The sequence below is a fragment of the Streptomyces sp. NPDC005423 genome, assembly GCF_040606415.1.
In the GTDB taxonomy this organism is placed as follows: domain Bacteria; phylum Actinomycetota; class Actinomycetes; order Streptomycetales; family Streptomycetaceae; genus Streptomyces.
Genome location: NZ_JBEXET010000014.1, coordinates 80697 through 95278 on the forward strand (window position 1 = coordinate 80697; position 14582 = coordinate 95278).

At 71.2% G+C, this 14582-nt stretch carries 13 protein-coding genes; 11 read left to right on the forward strand and 2 right to left on the reverse strand.

Going from position 1 to position 14582, the window contains the following annotated elements:
* The first annotated feature begins 3 nt into the window (after positions 1 to 3).
* The 4 genes from ABZT12_RS17355 (at position 4) to ABZT12_RS17370 (ending at position 3228) form a co-directional block, all read left to right on the forward strand.
* Positions 4 to 723: a YggS family pyridoxal phosphate-dependent enzyme gene (locus ABZT12_RS17355; protein ID WP_356384368.1), complete on the forward strand. Its 720-nt coding sequence runs from the start codon at positions 4 to 6 to the stop codon at positions 721 to 723.
* Between the two features lie 129 nt (positions 724 to 852).
* On the forward strand, positions 853 to 1494 hold the full coding sequence (gene sepF / locus ABZT12_RS17360; protein ID WP_356384371.1) for a cell division protein SepF: 642 nt from the start codon (positions 853 to 855) through the stop codon (positions 1492 to 1494).
* Positions 1495 to 1553: 59 nt separating this feature from the next.
* Positions 1554 to 1838: a YggT family protein gene (locus ABZT12_RS17365; RefSeq protein WP_356384374.1), complete on the forward strand. Its 285-nt coding sequence runs from the start codon at positions 1554 to 1556 to the stop codon at positions 1836 to 1838.
* 46 nt (positions 1839 to 1884) lie between these two features.
* A complete protein-coding gene (locus tag ABZT12_RS17370) occupies positions 1885 to 3228 on the forward strand; it encodes a DivIVA domain-containing protein (protein ID WP_356384378.1) in 1344 nt (447 codons plus the stop codon).
* 198 nt (positions 3229 to 3426) lie between these two features.
* Here the strand turns inward: ABZT12_RS17370 and ileS are convergent, their stop codons facing one another.
* The gene (gene ileS, locus ABZT12_RS17375; RefSeq protein WP_356384381.1) at positions 3427 to 6564 is read right to left on the reverse strand and encodes an isoleucine--tRNA ligase; all 3138 of its coding nucleotides are present in this window, start codon (positions 6562 to 6564) and stop codon (positions 3427 to 3429) included.
* A gap of 601 nt (positions 6565 to 7165) precedes the next feature.
* On the opposite strand from ileS, the gene ABZT12_RS17380 reads away from it, so the two are divergent.
* The 6 genes from ABZT12_RS17380 to ABZT12_RS17405 all read left to right on the forward strand — a co-directional run bounded on the left by ABZT12_RS17380 (position 7166) and on the right by ABZT12_RS17405 (position 12833).
* Entirely contained in the window at positions 7166 to 8203 is a 1038-nt protein-coding gene (locus ABZT12_RS17380; protein ID WP_356384384.1) for a TraR/DksA C4-type zinc finger protein, read from the forward strand.
* A 73-nt stretch (positions 8204 to 8276) separates the two neighbouring features.
* Entirely contained in the window at positions 8277 to 8870 is a 594-nt protein-coding gene (lspA, locus tag ABZT12_RS17385) for a signal peptidase II (RefSeq protein ID WP_356384387.1), read from the forward strand.
* Positions 8871 to 8939: 69 nt separating this feature from the next.
* Positions 8940 to 9884, forward strand: coding sequence for an RluA family pseudouridine synthase (locus ABZT12_RS17390; protein WP_356384390.1), 945 nt, complete (start codon positions 8940 to 8942; stop codon positions 9882 to 9884).
* Positions 9881 to 10357 (forward strand): GNAT family N-acetyltransferase, encoded by a 477-nt coding sequence (locus ABZT12_RS17395; RefSeq protein WP_356384393.1) that lies wholly within the window; start codon positions 9881 to 9883, stop codon positions 10355 to 10357. Before ABZT12_RS17390 ends, ABZT12_RS17395 begins: the two co-directional genes overlap by 4 nt.
* Before the next feature lie 88 nt (positions 10358 to 10445).
* Positions 10446 to 12032: a Na+/H+ antiporter gene (locus ABZT12_RS17400; protein WP_356384396.1), complete on the forward strand. Its 1587-nt coding sequence runs from the start codon at positions 10446 to 10448 to the stop codon at positions 12030 to 12032.
* A 60-nt stretch (positions 12033 to 12092) separates the two neighbouring features.
* Complete coding sequence (locus tag ABZT12_RS17405) at positions 12093 to 12833, forward strand: SDR family oxidoreductase (RefSeq protein ID WP_356384399.1); 741 nt, start codon at positions 12093 to 12095, stop codon at positions 12831 to 12833.
* 15 nt (positions 12834 to 12848) lie between these two features.
* Here ABZT12_RS17405 and ABZT12_RS17410 read toward each other — a convergent pair whose 3' ends face one another.
* The gene (locus ABZT12_RS17410) at positions 12849 to 13982 is read right to left on the reverse strand and encodes a mechanosensitive ion channel domain-containing protein (RefSeq protein ID WP_356384402.1); all 1134 of its coding nucleotides are present in this window, start codon (positions 13980 to 13982) and stop codon (positions 12849 to 12851) included.
* Between the two features lie 29 nt (positions 13983 to 14011).
* Between ABZT12_RS17410 and ABZT12_RS17415 the strand changes: the two genes are divergently transcribed.
* Complete coding sequence (locus tag ABZT12_RS17415; RefSeq protein WP_356384405.1) at positions 14012 to 14581, forward strand: dienelactone hydrolase family protein; 570 nt, start codon at positions 14012 to 14014, stop codon at positions 14579 to 14581.
* Position 14582: the final 1 nt, after the last annotated feature.

The following is a 14582-nucleotide window of genomic DNA, read 5'->3' on the forward strand; positions in this document are numbered from 1 at the left end:
GACATGACGGACCGTGAGCGCGAACTCGCCGCGAACCTGGCGAAAGTGGAGGAGCGCATCGCCGCCGCCTGCGTGACCGCCGGGCGGAAGCGCGCGGAGGTGACCCTCATCGTGGTCACCAAGACCTACCCCGCGAGCGATGTGCGGATCCTGGCGGAGCTGGGCGTCCGGCACGTCGCCGAGAACCGCGACCAGGACGCCGCCCCCAAGGCCGCCGCGTGCGCGGACCTGTCGCTCGACTGGCACTTCGTCGGTCAGTTGCAGACCAACAAGGTGCGTTCCGTGGCCGGTTACGCCCGGACCGTGCAGTCCGTCGACAGGGCCCGGCTCGTCACGGCCCTGTCGAAGGAGGCCGTACGGGCGGAGCGCGAGGTGGGCTGTCTCATCCAGGTCGCGCTGGACGCCGGGGCCACCGGGCGGGGCGAGCGGGGCGGGGTCGGGCCGGGCGGGATCGAGGAGTTGGCCGGACTCCTCGCCGAGGCGCCCGGACTGCGGCTCGACGGTCTGATGACCGTCGCACCGCTCACCGGCGAGTACGCGGGGCGTCAACGGGCGGCGTTCGGACGGTTGATGGATTTGTCGACTGACCTGCGCCGAGCCCATCCGGCTGCGAACATGGTGTCGGCAGGGATGAGTGCGGACCTCGAAGAGGCCGTGGCGGCCGGAGCGACACATGTACGCGTCGGCACTGCGGTGCTCGGAGTCCGTGCCGGGCTCGGGTAACGTCGCCAAGAAGTCGGACCACAGCAGAAAATATGGTCAATGTCACCGAAAGGCTGACGTAACGACCTCGTGGATCGCGGGCACTTGGCAGTCGTCAGCCGATCCACCACAGAGCGGAGGACTCAGAGCATGGCCGGCGCGATGCGCAAGATGGCGGTCTACCTCGGCCTCGTGGAGGACGATGGGTACGACGGCCGGGGCTTCGACCCCGATGACGACTTCGAACCCGAACTGGACCCGGAGCCCGAGCGTGACCGTCGACGGCACGAGCCGTCCCACTCGGCACACGGCCCGCACCAGTCCGCGAGGGACGAACCGGTACGAGTGGTGCAGCCGCCGGTTTCTCGCGACCCGGTCTCCCATTCCGCTTCGCTACCCGCGGAATCCGGGCGTCCGGCGCGAATCGCGCCCGTGGCATCCATCACACAAGAACGCCAGTCCCTGGAGAAGAACGCACCGGTGATCATGCCCAAGGTCGTGTCGGAAAGGGAGCCGTACCGCATCACCACGCTCCACCCCCGGACCTACAACGAGGCCCGTACCATCGGGGAACACTTCCGTGAAGGCACCCCGGTGATCATGAATCTGACGGAGATGGACGACACGGACGCGAAGCGACTTGTCGACTTCGCGGCCGGTCTGGTGTTTGGTCTTCACGGCAGCATCGAGCGGGTGACGCAGAAGGTGTTCCTGTTGTCGCCTGCTAACGTCGATGTCACGGCGGAGGACAAGGCCCGTATCGCAGAGGGCGGGTTCTTCAACCAGAGCTGAGACAGACCACCGGAACATCGGTACTGCCGCACGGATCAGGGGAGAGGGAAGCGCGGGTCATGAGCGTGGTTCTGGATGTCATTCACATCGCGCTGATGTGCTTTCTCATCGTGCTCATCTTCCGGTTGGTCATGGACTACGTCTTCCAGTTCGCCCGCTCATGGCAACCCGGCAAGGCGATGGTGGTCGTTCTGGAGGCCACCTACACTGTCACTGATCCACCGCTCAAGCTTCTACGGCGGGTCATCCCGCCGTTGCGTCTCGGGGGCGTGGCGCTCGACCTGTCCTTCTTCGTACTGATGATCATCGTCTACATCCTGGTCTTCGTCGTGAGCCGGCTGTGAACGATACGGTCTTGCCGAATGCCGACGACTACGTTGAGGTGAAGAGATGCCGTTGACCCCCGAGGACGTGCGGAACAAGCAGTTCACGACCGTCCGCCTCCGAGAAGGCTATGACGAGGACGAGGTCGATGCCTTCCTCGATGAGGTCGAAGCCGAACTGACGCGACTGCTCCGCGAGAACGAGGACCTGCGCGCCAAACTGGCAGCGGCCACGCGCGCCGCTGCCCAGAACCAGCAGAACATGCGCAAGCCTCCGGAACAGGACCAGCAGCAGGGTATGCCTCAGCAGGGCATGCCTCCGCAGGGAATGCCGCAACAGGGCATGCCCCAGCAGGGGATGCCGCAGCAAGGAATGCCGCAGCAGGGGATGCCCCAGCAGGGCATGCCTCAGCAGGGGATGCGAGGCCCCGGCGCCCCGGTGCCCGCCGGCATATCGGGCCCGCCGCAGCAGCAGATGGGTGGCCCCATGGGTGGCCCGCCCCAGCTGCCGAGCGGTGCCCCGCAGTTGCCCGCGGGCCAGGGTGGCCAGCAGGGCCAGGGTCAGATGGGCCAGGGCCCGATGGGCCAGGGTCAGATGGGCCAAGGCCCCATGGGCCAAGGCCCCATGGGCCAGGGTCAGATGGGCCAAGGCCCCATGGGCCAGGGGCAGATGGGTCAGGGCCCCATGGGCCAAGGCCCGATGGGTCAGGGTCAGATGGGCCAAGGCCCCATGGGCCAGGGTCAGATGGGCGGTCAGCCCATGCAGCAGCACATGGGCGGTCCCATGGGCGGCATGCCCGGTCAGGGACCCGGCGGCGACAGCGCGGCCCGTGTCCTCTCGCTCGCCCAGCAGACCGCCGACCAGGCGATCGCCGAGGCCCGTTCCGAGGCCAACAAGATCGTCGGCGAGGCCCGTAGCCGCGCCGAGGGTCTGGAGCGGGACGCCCGAGCCAAGGCGGACGCCCTGGAGCGGGACGCGCAGGAGAAGCACCGCGTCGCGATGGGCTCCCTGGAGTCCGCCCGCGCCACGCTGGAGCGCAAGGTCGAGGACCTGCGTGGCTTCGAGCGCGAGTACCGCACGCGGCTGAAGTCCTACCTGGAGTCGCAGCTGCGTCAACTGGAGACCCAGGCCGACGACTCGCTGGCTCCGCCGCGCACTCCGGCGACCGCGTCGCTGCCGCCGTCCCCGGCGCCTTCGATGGCTCCGGCCGGCGCCGGCGCCCCGTCGTACGGCGGCGGCAACCAGGGGATGGGCGGCCCGCCGCAGGCCGGTCCGTCCTACGGCGGCCAGCAGCAGATGACCCCGGCCATGACCCAGCCGATGGCTCCGGTCCGGCCGCAGGGCCCGTCGCCCATGGGTCAGGCGCCCTCGCCGATGCGCGGGTTCCTGATCGACGAGGACGACAACTGACGGCCTCTAGTACGCCACAGGCGTCGGCAGCGTTCAGGGCGGGGCCCCGGATTTCGATCCGGGGCCCCGCCCTTTTGCCGTGCCCGTTCCCCGCACGTGCGGCGGGGCGTACGGCGGGTGCTGCCGCGTCGGTCTCCGCGACGACGAAGGCCCGGGTCCGCCACGCGAGTTGGCGGACCCGGGCCTCCGTAGCGGTGGCTACGCCTTGCGCAGTCGGAACACCAGGGACAGTCCCTCGTCCGTGAACGGGGCGCCGTAGGAGTCGTCCGCCTCGCCCTGGCCGAAGTCCGTCGCGAGGACCTCGTCGGCGATCAGGGCCGCGTGCGCGGAGAGCGCGGCGATGACGGCCGGGTCCGTCGACGTCCAGCGCAGGGCGATCCGGTCGGCGACGTCCAGGCCGCTGTTCTTGCGGGCCTCCTGGATCAGCCGGATCGCGTCACGGGCCAGGCCCGCCTGTCGCAGCTCCGCCGTGATCTCCAGGTCGAGGGCGACCGTCGCACCCGAGTCGGACGCCACGGACCAGCCCTCGCGCGGGGTCTCCGTGATGATCACCTCGTCCGGAGCGAGGGTGACCGTCTCGCCGTCGACCTGCACCGAGGCCGTGCCCTCACGCAGGGCCAGGGAGAGGGCGGCCGCGTCCGCGTCGGCGACGGCCTTCGCCACCTCCTGGACGCGCTTGCCGAACCGCTTGCCCAGCGCGCGGAAGTTGGCCTTCGCGGTCGTGTCGACCAGCGAGCCGCCGACCTCGCCCAGGGACGCGAGCCCCTCGACGTTCAGCTCCTCCGTGATCTGCGCGTGCAGCTCCCGGTCGAGGGAGTCGAAGCCGGTCGCCGCGATCAGCGCCCGCGACAGCGGCTGGCGCGTCTTGACGCCCGACTCCGCGCGCGTGGCCCGGCCCAGTTCCACCAGCCGCCGGACGAGCACCATCTGCCGGGACAGCTCCGGGTCGATGGCGGACAGGTCCGCCTCCGGCCACGAGGACAGGTGGACGGACTCGGGGGCGTCCGGGGTGACCGGCACCACCAGGTCCTGCCAGACCCGCTCGGTGATGAACGGAGTCAGCGGGGCCATGAGCTGGGTCACGGTCCCCACGACCTCGTGCAGCGTGCGCAGGGCCGCCTTGTCGCCCTGCCAGAAACGCCGACGGGAGCGCCGTACGTACCAGTTGGAGAGGTCGTCGACGAACGCCGACAGGAGCTTGCCGGCCCGCTGGGTGTCGTAGGACTCCAGCGCCTGTGTCACCTGGTCGGTGAGGGCGTGGAGTTCGGAGAGCAGCCAGCGGTCCAGGACCGGACGGTCGGCGGGGGCCGGGTCGGCCGCGCTCGGCGCCCAGTCGGCGGTGCGGGCGTACAGGGCCTGGAAGGCGACCGTGTTCCAGTAGGTGAGGAGCGTCTTGCGGACGACCTCCTGGATGGTGTTGTGGCCCACCCGGCGGGCCGACCACGGCGAACCGCCCGCCGCCATGAACCACCGCACCGCGTCCGCGCCGTGCTGGTCCATCAGCGGGATCGGCTGGAGGATGTTGCCCAGGTGCTTGGACATCTTGCGGCCGTCCTCGGCGAGGATGTGGCCCAGACAGACCACGTTCTCGTACGACGACTTGTCGAAGACCAGGGTGCCGACGGCCATCAGCGTGTAGAACCAGCCGCGGGTCTGGTCGATCGCCTCGGAGATGAACTGCGCCGGGTAACGGCTCTCGAACAGCTCCTTGTTCTTGTACGGGTAGCCCCACTGCGCGAACGGCATCGAACCCGAGTCGTACCAGGCGTCGATGACCTCGGGCACGCGGGTGGCCGTCTCGCCGCACTGCGGGCAGGCGAAGGTGACGTCGTCGATGTACGGGCGGTGCGGGTCCAGTTCGGACTGGTCGGTGCCGGTCAGCTCGGTCAGTTCGGCGCGGGAGCCGACACAGGTGAGGTGGTCGTCGGCGCAGCGCCAGATCGGCAGCGGGGTGCCCCAGTAACGGCTGCGGGAGAGCGCCCAGTCGATGTTGTTGTTCAGCCAGTCGCCGAAGCGGCCGTGCTTGACCGTCTCCGGGAACCAGTTGGTCCCCTCGTTCTCCTCCAGGAGGCGGTCCTTGACGGCCGTGGTGCGGATGTACCAGGACGGCTGCGCGTAGTACAGGAGCGCGGTGTGGCAGCGCCAGCAGTGCGGGTAACTGTGCTCGTACGGCACGTGCTTGAAGAGCAGCCCGCGCTCCTTGAGGTCCTCGGTGAGCTTTTCGTCCGCCTTCTTGAAGAAGACGCCGCCCACCAGTGGGACCTCCGCCGCGAAGGTGCCGTCGGGCCGGACCGGGTTCACCACCGGCAGGCCGTAGGCGCGGCAGACCTTGAGGTCGTCCTCACCGAAGGCGGGGGACTGGTGGACCAGACCCGTGCCGTCCTCGGTCGTCACGTACTCGGCGTTGACCACGTAGTGGGCGGGTTCGGTGAACTCGACCAGTTCGAAGGGGCGTTGATACGTCCAGCGCTCCATCTCGGCGCCGGTGAACGTCTCGCCGGTGCTCTCCCAGCCCTCGCCCAGCGCCTTGCCGACCAGGGGCTCGGCGACGACCAGCCGCTCCTCGCCGTTGGTCACCACGACGTAGCTGACACCGGGGTGCGCGGCGACGGCGGTGTTGGAGACGAGCGTCCAGGGGGTGGTGGTCCACACCAGGAGGGCGGCCCGGCCGGCCAGCGGACCGGAGGTGAGGGGGAAACGGACGTAGACGGACGGGTCGACGACCGTCTCGTAGCCCTGCGCCAGCTCGTGGTCCGAGAGGCCCGTCTCGTCGCGCGGGCACCAGGGGGCGACGCGGTAGTCCTGGACCAGCAGCCCCTTGTCGAAGATCTCCTTGAGGGACCACCAGACCGACTCGATGTAGTCGGGGTCCATCGTGCGGTACGGGTTGTCGAGGTCGGTCCAGTACCCCATGCGGGTCGTCAGCTCGGCGAAGGCGTCGGTGTGCCGGGTCACGGACTCCCGGCACTTGGCGTTGAACTCGGCGATGCCGTACGCCTCGATGTCCTGCTTGCCGGTGAAGCCCAGCTCCTTCTCGACCGCCAGCTCGACCGGGAGGCCGTGGCAGTCCCAGCCCGCCTTGCGGGCCACGTGGTAGCCGCGCATGGTGCGGAAGCGGGGGAAGACGTCCTTGAAGACGCGGGCCTCGATGTGGTGGGCGCCCGGCATGCCGTTCGCCGTGGGCGGGCCCTCGTAGAACACCCACTCGGGGCGGCCCTCGGACTGGTCCAGGGTCTTGGCGAAGATCTTCTGCTCACGCCAGAAGTCGAGCACGGCGTGCTCCAGCGCGGGCAGGTCGACCTGGGCGGGCACCTGGCGGTATGTCGGCGTTGTCATCAGCGAGCTTCCTCCGGCGGACTTTCTGCCTTCCGTCCGGAGGGACGAGAGCTACGACTGTGCGTACGCCGGCTTCGGCGCGCTCCCGCGGTACCACCCTCCTTGGCCCGCCGGCGCATCCCGCGCCGATGAGCCCCCTCATTGGGGTCGCGATACCGGGTCTACTCGCCGCGGCTGGTGTGCTGCGGCTTTCTTCCGGCGGCTCCGGGGTGATCTTCACGTCGCGCTCGCCCCCGGGCTTCCACCGTCCCCGGGTCGCTCTGGGCTGCGTACGCCGCTACTCGTCCCCATCCACGCTTCTCGCTGCGCCCAGTGTACGGCGCCGCGCCGACAGCGGCCGACCGGTTTTCCGGAGCCCTCCGCCGGGGCCCCGGCGGGCGCGAGGCGACCCGTACGGCGGGGTGGGCGGGCCGGAGTTCCGGGGCGTCCCGTACGGCGGATTACCCGGCGGGGAGCTGGGCACAACGGATGAGAATCCGCCGCGCCGCACCCGCGGGGCGGTTGCGGCGGGCGGCGTGCCCCGTTGCCGCGGGACGGAAGTCGATTTATCGTCCCAGCAGGATTCGCGAGCAAGATCACAAAATGTGAAGGGGCCGCGGCCATGGTGGCGAAGAAGACCGCCGAACAGCAGTCGGCGTCCGGGCCCACCCGTGCGTCCGGCGGCCCGGCGAAGAACGTGCACGGGAAGAAGGCGGCCACGAGATCGGCGACCACGAAGACCGCCCCGACGGCCGCCGGCAAGAAGGCGGCTGCTTTGACGGAAACGGCGGAAACGGTGGAAACGGCGGAGGTGGCGAACGCGGGGAAGGCGGCGAACGCGGATGAGGGGGAGGGTGCCGGGAAGGCGGCAGCCGGGAGAACGTCGGCCAAGAAGGCGGTGGCGGGGAAAACGGTGACCAAGAAGGTGGCCGAGAAGGTGGCCAAGAAGGTGACCGGGAAGACGACGGCGGCGGTGGAACGAGCGGGCAAGCAGGCCGCCGCCGCCCCGGAGAAGCCCCCGAAGGGCACGGCCGGGAGCACGGCCCAGAGCGCGGCCGAATCCGCTGCCAGGCGCTCCACGAGCGCCAGCAGCACCAAGACAGGTACACAACGTGCGGCCGGGAAGAGCACGGCCAAGAACGCGGGCGCGGCGCGGGCCGCGGAGCAGACGGGAGCCACGACCGTGGTTGCGAAGAAGACCCCTGGCACGGCCACGGCGGCCAAGTCCCCCCTCCCCAAGGCCCGGATCGCCGCGGCGGAGCCCGGCGAACTGGCGGTGCGCCCCGGCGAGGACCCCTGGACGCCCGAGGAGGTCGAGGAGGCGCGGTCCGGACTGCGGTCCGAGGTGGAGCGGCTGGGCGCCGAGATCGCCGCCTCCGAGGAGGCGGTCGCCGGCCTGATGCGCGACTCCGGGAACGGCGCGGGCGACGACGAGGCCGACACCGGCTCCAAGAACATCACGCGCGAACACGAGATGGCGCTCGCCGCCAACGCCCGCGAGATGCTCGACCAGACCCGGCACGCCCTGCAACTGCTCGACGCGGGCACCTACGGCCTCTGCGAGAACTGCGGCAACCCGATCGGCAAGGCCCGCATGCAGGCGTTTCCCCGGGCCACCCTCTGCGTCGAGTGCAAGCAGAAGCAGGAACGCCGCTCCTAGACCGGCACATGTGCGTGCCCCGGGGTGTGCCGTAGTCTCGTCCCCAGTCAGGTACCTAGGTCGAGGGACTCACGTGGCAGAGGCGGAGCGCATCATCGGTACGCCGGACATTCCGGACGCGGAGCGGGGCGGGCAGGAGCGGGAGGAGCGGGAGGAGACCGCGGCGGCCCAGCGGCCCAGGGGCAAGCGCCGGATCGCCGTGCTCTTCGCGGTGGCGACCTTCGCGTACGGCCTCGACCTGGTCAGCAAGCTGCTCGTGGTCGCCAGGCTGGAGCACCACGCGCCGGTCGAGCTGATCGGTGACTGGCTGGAGCTCAACGCGATCCGCAACCCGGGTGCCGCCTTCGGTTTCGGCGCGGCCTTCACGGTCATCTTCACGATGATCGCCGCGGCCGTGATCGTGGTGATCGCCCGGCTGGCGCGCAAGCTGCACAGCCTGCCCTGGGCGATCGCGCTCGGCCTGCTGCTCGGCGGCGCGCTCGGCAACCTCACCGACCGGATCTTCCGCTCGCCCGGCATCTTCCAGGGCGAGGTCGTCGACTTCATCGCCCCCAAGGGCTTCGCGGTCTTCAACCTCGCCGACTCGGCGATCGTGTGCGGCGGCATCCTGATCGTGCTGCTCTCCTTCCGCGGCCTCGACCCGGACGGCACCGTCCACCGGGACTGAGGCACCGCGTCCGCGGAGTTGTCCACAGGCGCGGTCGGGGGGCTCGCGCCGGTCCGGCATACTCGACGGGTGAGCTTCATTCCCGAGATCCGTACCCTGCCCGTGCCCGACGGCCTGGAGGGCGAGCGTGTCGACGCCGCCATCTCCCGCATGTTCGGCTTCTCCCGTACGAAGGCCGCCGAGTTGGCTGCGTCGGGGAAGGTCTCGGTCGAAGGCTCGGTGGTCGGGAAGTCCGAGCGGGTCCACGGCGGGGCCTGGATGGAGGTCGAGATGCCACCGGCGCCCGCCCCGGTCCAGGTGGTCGCCGAGCCCGTCGAGGGCATGGAGATCATCCATGACGACGACGACGTGGTCGTGATCGTCAAGCCGGTCGGGGTCGCCGCCCATCCCAGCCCCGGCTGGAGCGGCCCGACCGTCATCGGCGGTCTCGCCGCCGCCGGGTACCGCATCTCCACGTCCGGCGCCGCCGAGCGCCAGGGCATCGTGCACCGGCTCGACGTCGGCACCTCGGGGCTGATGGTCGTCGCCAAGTCGGAGCGCGCGTACACCTCGCTCAAGCGCCAGTTCAAAGAGCGCACGGTCGACAAGCGCTACCACACCCTGGTCCAGGGCCACCCCGATCCGACCAGCGGCACCATCGACGCCCCGATCGGCCGCCACCCCCACCACGACTACAAGTGGGCGGTCACGGCCGAGGGCAAGCCCTCCGTGACGCACTACGACCTGATCGAGGCGTTCCGCTCGGCCTCCCTCCTCGACGTGAAGCTGGAGACCGGCCGCACCCACCAGATCCGTGTCCACATGGCCGCCCACCGCCACCCCTGTGTCGGCGACCTGACCTACGGCGCCGATCCCACGCTCGCCAAGCGCCTGGGCCTGACCCGCCAGTGGCTGCACGCCGTACGGCTCGGCTTCGAGCACCCCGGGGACGGCGAGTGGGCCGAGTTCGCGAGCGAGTACCCGGACGACCTGCGCCAGGCCCTGGACCGGGTCCGCGAGGAGACCTACGCGTGAGCCCGGCACCGTACGCGTACGCCGTGCGTGTCGCCGAGGATCCCGCCGACCGCGAGGCCTGTCTCGCGGTCCGCGAGGAGGTCTTCGTCGTCGAGCAGGGCGTCCCCCAGGAGATCGAGTACGACGCGTACGACGCCGTGGCGACGCACGTCCTGGCGGTCCGCGAGGACGGGGAGCCGCTCGGCACCGGGCGGCTGCTGCACGGCGGGGCCGCCGCCGCGAGGACCGGCGGGGACCCGACCGTGGGCTCCCTGGGGCGGCTGGCCGTGGCGAAGGAGGCGCGCGGGCTGGGCGTCGGCGTGGCGCTGGTGCGGGCCGTCGAGGAGGCGGCACGCGCGCGTGGCCTGACCGCCGTGGACCTGCACGCCCAGACCCACGCGCTCGGCTTCTACCGGCGGCTGGGCTACGAGGCGTACGGACCGGAGTTCCCGGACGCCGGGATCCCGCACCGGGCGATGCGGCGCGCCCTGTAGGGCGGGCGCCGAAGAGGCCGGTGCGCGGGGGGCGTGGCACGCTTGGACTCCGCTGTGTGAACGTCGATATCCCGCCGGAGCGTTGACCGTGGATCAGTTGGCCCTGTTGTTCGTGTTGTTGCTCGGGGCCGTGGTGAGCGTCCCGGTCGGAGAGCGGCTCAAGCTGCCCGCCCCGGTGCTGATGACCCTTCTCGGGATCGTTCTCGCGATCATCGACTTCGTGCCGAACGTGAGCATCCCGCCCGAGCTGATCCTGCCCGGACTGCTGCCGCCGCTGCTGTACGCGGCCGTACGGCGCACCTCCTGGCGGCAGTTCACGGCCAACGTACGGCCCATCTTCCTGCTGGCCGTGGCGCTCGTCTTCGTCACGACGCTGGTGGTGGCAGCGGTGGCGAGCGCCATCGTGCCCGGGCTGCCGATCGCCGCCGCCGTGGCCCTCGGCGCGCTGGTCGCCCCGCCCGACCCGGTCGCGGCCACGGCCGTCGCCGGACAGCTGGGGCTGCCGCGCAGGCTGGTCTCCATCCTGGAGGGCGAGGGCCTGTTCAACGACGTCACGGCGATCGTGCTCTACCACGTGGCGATCGCCGCCGCCGTCAGCGGCACCTTCTCACCGTGGCGGGCCGGGCTCGACCTGGTGCTGTCCGCGGTGGTCGCCGTCGCCGTGGGGCTCGCCCTGGGCTGGGGCGCCAACAAGCTGATGGACCTGCTGGGGGACGCCACCCTGCAGATCGGGCTGACCCTGCTCGTGCCGTACGCCTCGTACGTGCTGGCCGAGGAGTTGCACGGGTCGGGTGTGCTGGCGGTGCTCACCACCGCCCTGTTCCTCGCGGAGTTCGCCATCGGCGCCGACGACGTGCTGACCCGGCTCGCCGGCTACACCTTCTGGGACGTCGTCGACACGCTCGTCACCGGAGTCGCCTTCGGGCTGATCGGACTGGAGCTGCACAACGCGCTGCGCACGGCGGCCGGCCGCTGGGGCGAGCTGCTCGGCTGGGCGGCCGCGATCGTGGCCGTGGTGGTGCTCGTACGGCTGGCCTGGCTGCTGCCGGCGACCTGGCTGACCAAACGGCTGCACGCGAAACGGGACTACGACGAGGACATCCCGACCAGTTGGCGGGAGACGGTCGTCATGTGGTGGGCCGGGATGCGCGGGGTGGCCTCGGTGGCGCTGGCGCTGGCCATCCCGCTGAAGACCGACTCCGGGGCGGCGTTCCCGGACCGGGACGAGATCGTGTTCATCGCGTTCGGGGTGATCATGGCGACGCTGGTGATCCAGGGGCTGACCCTGCCCTGGCTGGTACGACGGCTCGGGGTGCGGGCCGACACCGACGCCGAGCAGGCCTTCGAACGGACCCTGGCGGTCCGGGCCGCCAAGGCGGCGAAGGCCCGCCTGAAGGAGATCGAGGCCGTCGAGGAACTCCCCGACGAGCTGTCCGAGCAGATGCTGCGCCGGGCCCTCGACATCGGGGTGCGGATCAGCCCCGACATGGGGGACGAGGAGCGCCGGGCGGCCCACCACCAGCGGGCCCGGAGACTGAAGCGGATCCGGCGCATCCAGGGCGAGATGATGAGCGCGGCCCGCCACGAGGTGCTCGCGGCCCGCAGCGAGCCCGGGGCGAACCCCGAGGTGGTGGACCGGGTCCTGCGCCACCTGGACGTGCGCAGCCTGCGCTGACCGCCGGTCCCGGTCCCGGTTCCCGCGCGCGGTGGCCTCCGGCTGCGTACGCTCGGCCCCATGTCTCGCAACGTCGTGATCAGTGGTGGTGGAACGGGGATCGGGCTCGCCGTGGCGCGGGTCTTCGCGGACGGCGGGGACCGGGTGCTGCTGCTCGGGCGCCGGCCCGAGGTGCTGGCCGAGGCCGGGGTGCCCGGGGCCCTCACCCACGCCGGTGACCTCAGCGAACCGGAGGTGGCGCGGGGCGTCGAACGGTTGGTCGCCGAGCGGTTCGGGACCGTGGACGTCCTGGTGCACAGCGCCGGCGGCAACGGCTCCCTGGAGCCGGGTGCCGCGAGCGGCGATCCGCTGGACGCCGTGGCGCACGACTGGACCGTCAACTTCCGGATCAACACGCTGAGCGCCGCCCTGCTCACCGAGGCCCTGCGCGCGCGGCTCGCCGAACCGGGCGGCCGGGTCCTCTTCGTCAGCTCCATCGCCGCCTACCGGGGGTCGGGCAGCGGGGCGTACGGCGGGGCCAAGGCCGCGCTGCACCCGTACGCCCATGATCTGGCGCGGGATCTCGGGCCGCGCGGGATCACCGTGAACGTGGTGGCGCCCGGGTACATCGAGGAAACCGGGTTCTTCGGGCCGCGGATCGACCCTGCCCGGCGCGAGCGGATGATCCGCGACACCTCGACCGGGCGGGCCGGCACCCCAGGTGACGTGGCCGCCACCCTGCACTGGCTGGCCTCCCCGGCCGCCGGCCACGTCACCTCGCAGGTCATCCAGGTCAACGGCGGTGCCGAGCGCGGGCACTGACCCGCGTCAGGCGTCTCAGTCGCCGCCCTCGCCCCCGCCTTCGCCTTCACTCCCGCCCTGGGGTGCGCGGGCCGGGCGGGGGCCGGCGCCGTTGGAAGAGGAGCCGCCGGGGCGCGGCGGCGGTGCCGCGTCCGCGGTGTTGACCCGGGGCAGGGCGTAGGGATGGTCCCGGTACAGCCAGCGGATCATCTGCTCCCGGACGGTGACCCGGACCGTCCAGATGTCGTCCGCGTCCTTCGCGGTCATCAGGGCCCGCACCTCCATGGTGTTGGGGGTGGTGTCGGTGACGACCAGGCCGTAGCCGCGGCCGTCCCAGGCCGGGCAGGCGCGCAGGATGTCCTGGAGCTGCTCGCGCATGGCGTCGACGGGGGCCGAGTGGTCGACCTGGAAGTAGACGATGCCCGTCATCTCCGGGGTGCCGCGCGACCAGTTCTCGAACGGTTTGGACGTGAAGTACGACACCGGCATGGTGATCCGGCGCTCGTCCCAGGTCCGTACCGTCAGGAAAGTGAGGGTGATCTCCTCGACGGTGCCCCACTCGCCGTCCACCACCACGGTGTCCCCGATGCGCACCATGTCGCCGAAGACGATCTGCAGCCCGGCGAAGAGGTTGGCCAGTGTGGACTGGGCGGCCACACCGGCGACGATGCCGAGGATGCCGGCCGAGGCCAGCAGCGAGGCACCGGCCGCGCGCATCGCCGGGAAGGTCAGCAGCATCCCCGCCGCCGCCACCACCCCGACGACGGCCGCCACCACCCGCATGATCAAAGACACTTGGGTACGGACCCGGCGTACCCGGGCCGGATCGTGGTGCACGCGCGCGTAGCGCCAGTACGACGTCTCGACGATCGCCGCGGCGATGCGGATCACCAGCCAGGCGGCGGACCCGATCAGTACCAGGGTCAGGGTGCGCCCGACCCCGACCCGGTGCCGTTCCAGCAGCTGCGCCTGGTCGTACGAGCCTCTCAACAGGGCGGCGCAGAGCACCAGTTGGTAGGGGACGCGGGCACGGCGCAGCAGACCCCACAGGGGGGTCTCGCCGTGCCGTGCGTCCGCCTTGCGCAGCAACAGGTCGGTGGCCCAGCCGATCAGCAACGTGAGGACGACAGAGCCGCCGACGACGATCAGCGGGCGGAGTACGTTCTCCATGCGTCCGACCGTACTGGCACGATGGCTCCATGAACATCGTGCTCTTCCACTCGACGCTCGGTCCGCGGCCCGCGGTGCGGGAGGCGGCGGACCGGCTGCGCGCGGCGGGCCACGAGGTGTGGACCCCCGACCTCTTCGGCGGGCGCGCCTTCGAGACGGTCGAGGAGGGCATGGCCTTCGCCACCGGGACCGGCAAGGACGAACTGCTCAGGCGGGCCGTGCTCGCCGCCGCGCCCTACTCGGAGCGGGGCCTCGTCTACGCCGGGTTCTCGCTCGGCGCGTCCGTCGCGCAGACCCTCGCCCTCGGCGACGAGAAGGCGCGCGGCCTGCTGCTCCTGCACGGCACGTCGGACATCGCGGCGAACGCCTCGGCGGACGGCCTGCCGGTGCAGCTGCATGTCGCGGAGCCGGATCCGTTCGAGACGGACGACTGGCTGAGCGCCTGGTACCTCCAGATGGGCAGGGCCGGGACCGACGTCGAGGTCTACCGGTACGCCGGGGCCGGCCACCTGTACACCGACCCCGGTCTGCCGGACTACGACCAGGAGGCCGCCGAGGCCACCTGGCGGGTGGCGCTCGGCTTCCTGGACAGCCTCTAGT

What these genes read in the sequence shown, in the direction of transcription:
- ABZT12_RS17415 (WP_356384405.1), top strand. Translation starts at nt 14,012, where the DNA reads ATGAACATCGTGCTCTTCCACTCGACGCTCGGTCCGCGGCCCGCGGTG.
- ileS (WP_356384381.1), bottom strand. Translation starts at nt 6,564, where the DNA reads ATGACAACGCCGACATACCGCCAGGTGCCCGCCCAGGTCGACCTGCCC.
- ABZT12_RS17380 (WP_356384384.1), top strand. Translation starts at nt 7,166, where the DNA reads ATGGTGGCGAAGAAGACCGCCGAACAGCAGTCGGCGTCCGGGCCCACC.
- ABZT12_RS17405 (WP_356384399.1), top strand. Translation starts at nt 12,093, where the DNA reads ATGTCTCGCAACGTCGTGATCAGTGGTGGTGGAACGGGGATCGGGCTC.
- ABZT12_RS17355 (WP_356384368.1), top strand. Translation starts at nt 4, where the DNA reads ATGACGGACCGTGAGCGCGAACTCGCCGCGAACCTGGCGAAAGTGGAG.
- ABZT12_RS17365 (WP_356384374.1), top strand. Translation starts at nt 1,554, where the DNA reads ATGAGCGTGGTTCTGGATGTCATTCACATCGCGCTGATGTGCTTTCTC.
- ABZT12_RS17410 (WP_356384402.1), bottom strand. Translation starts at nt 13,982, where the DNA reads ATGGAGAACGTACTCCGCCCGCTGATCGTCGTCGGCGGCTCTGTCGTC.
- sepF (WP_356384371.1), top strand. Translation starts at nt 853, where the DNA reads ATGGCCGGCGCGATGCGCAAGATGGCGGTCTACCTCGGCCTCGTGGAG.
- ABZT12_RS17370 (WP_356384378.1), top strand. Translation starts at nt 1,885, where the DNA reads ATGCCGTTGACCCCCGAGGACGTGCGGAACAAGCAGTTCACGACCGTC.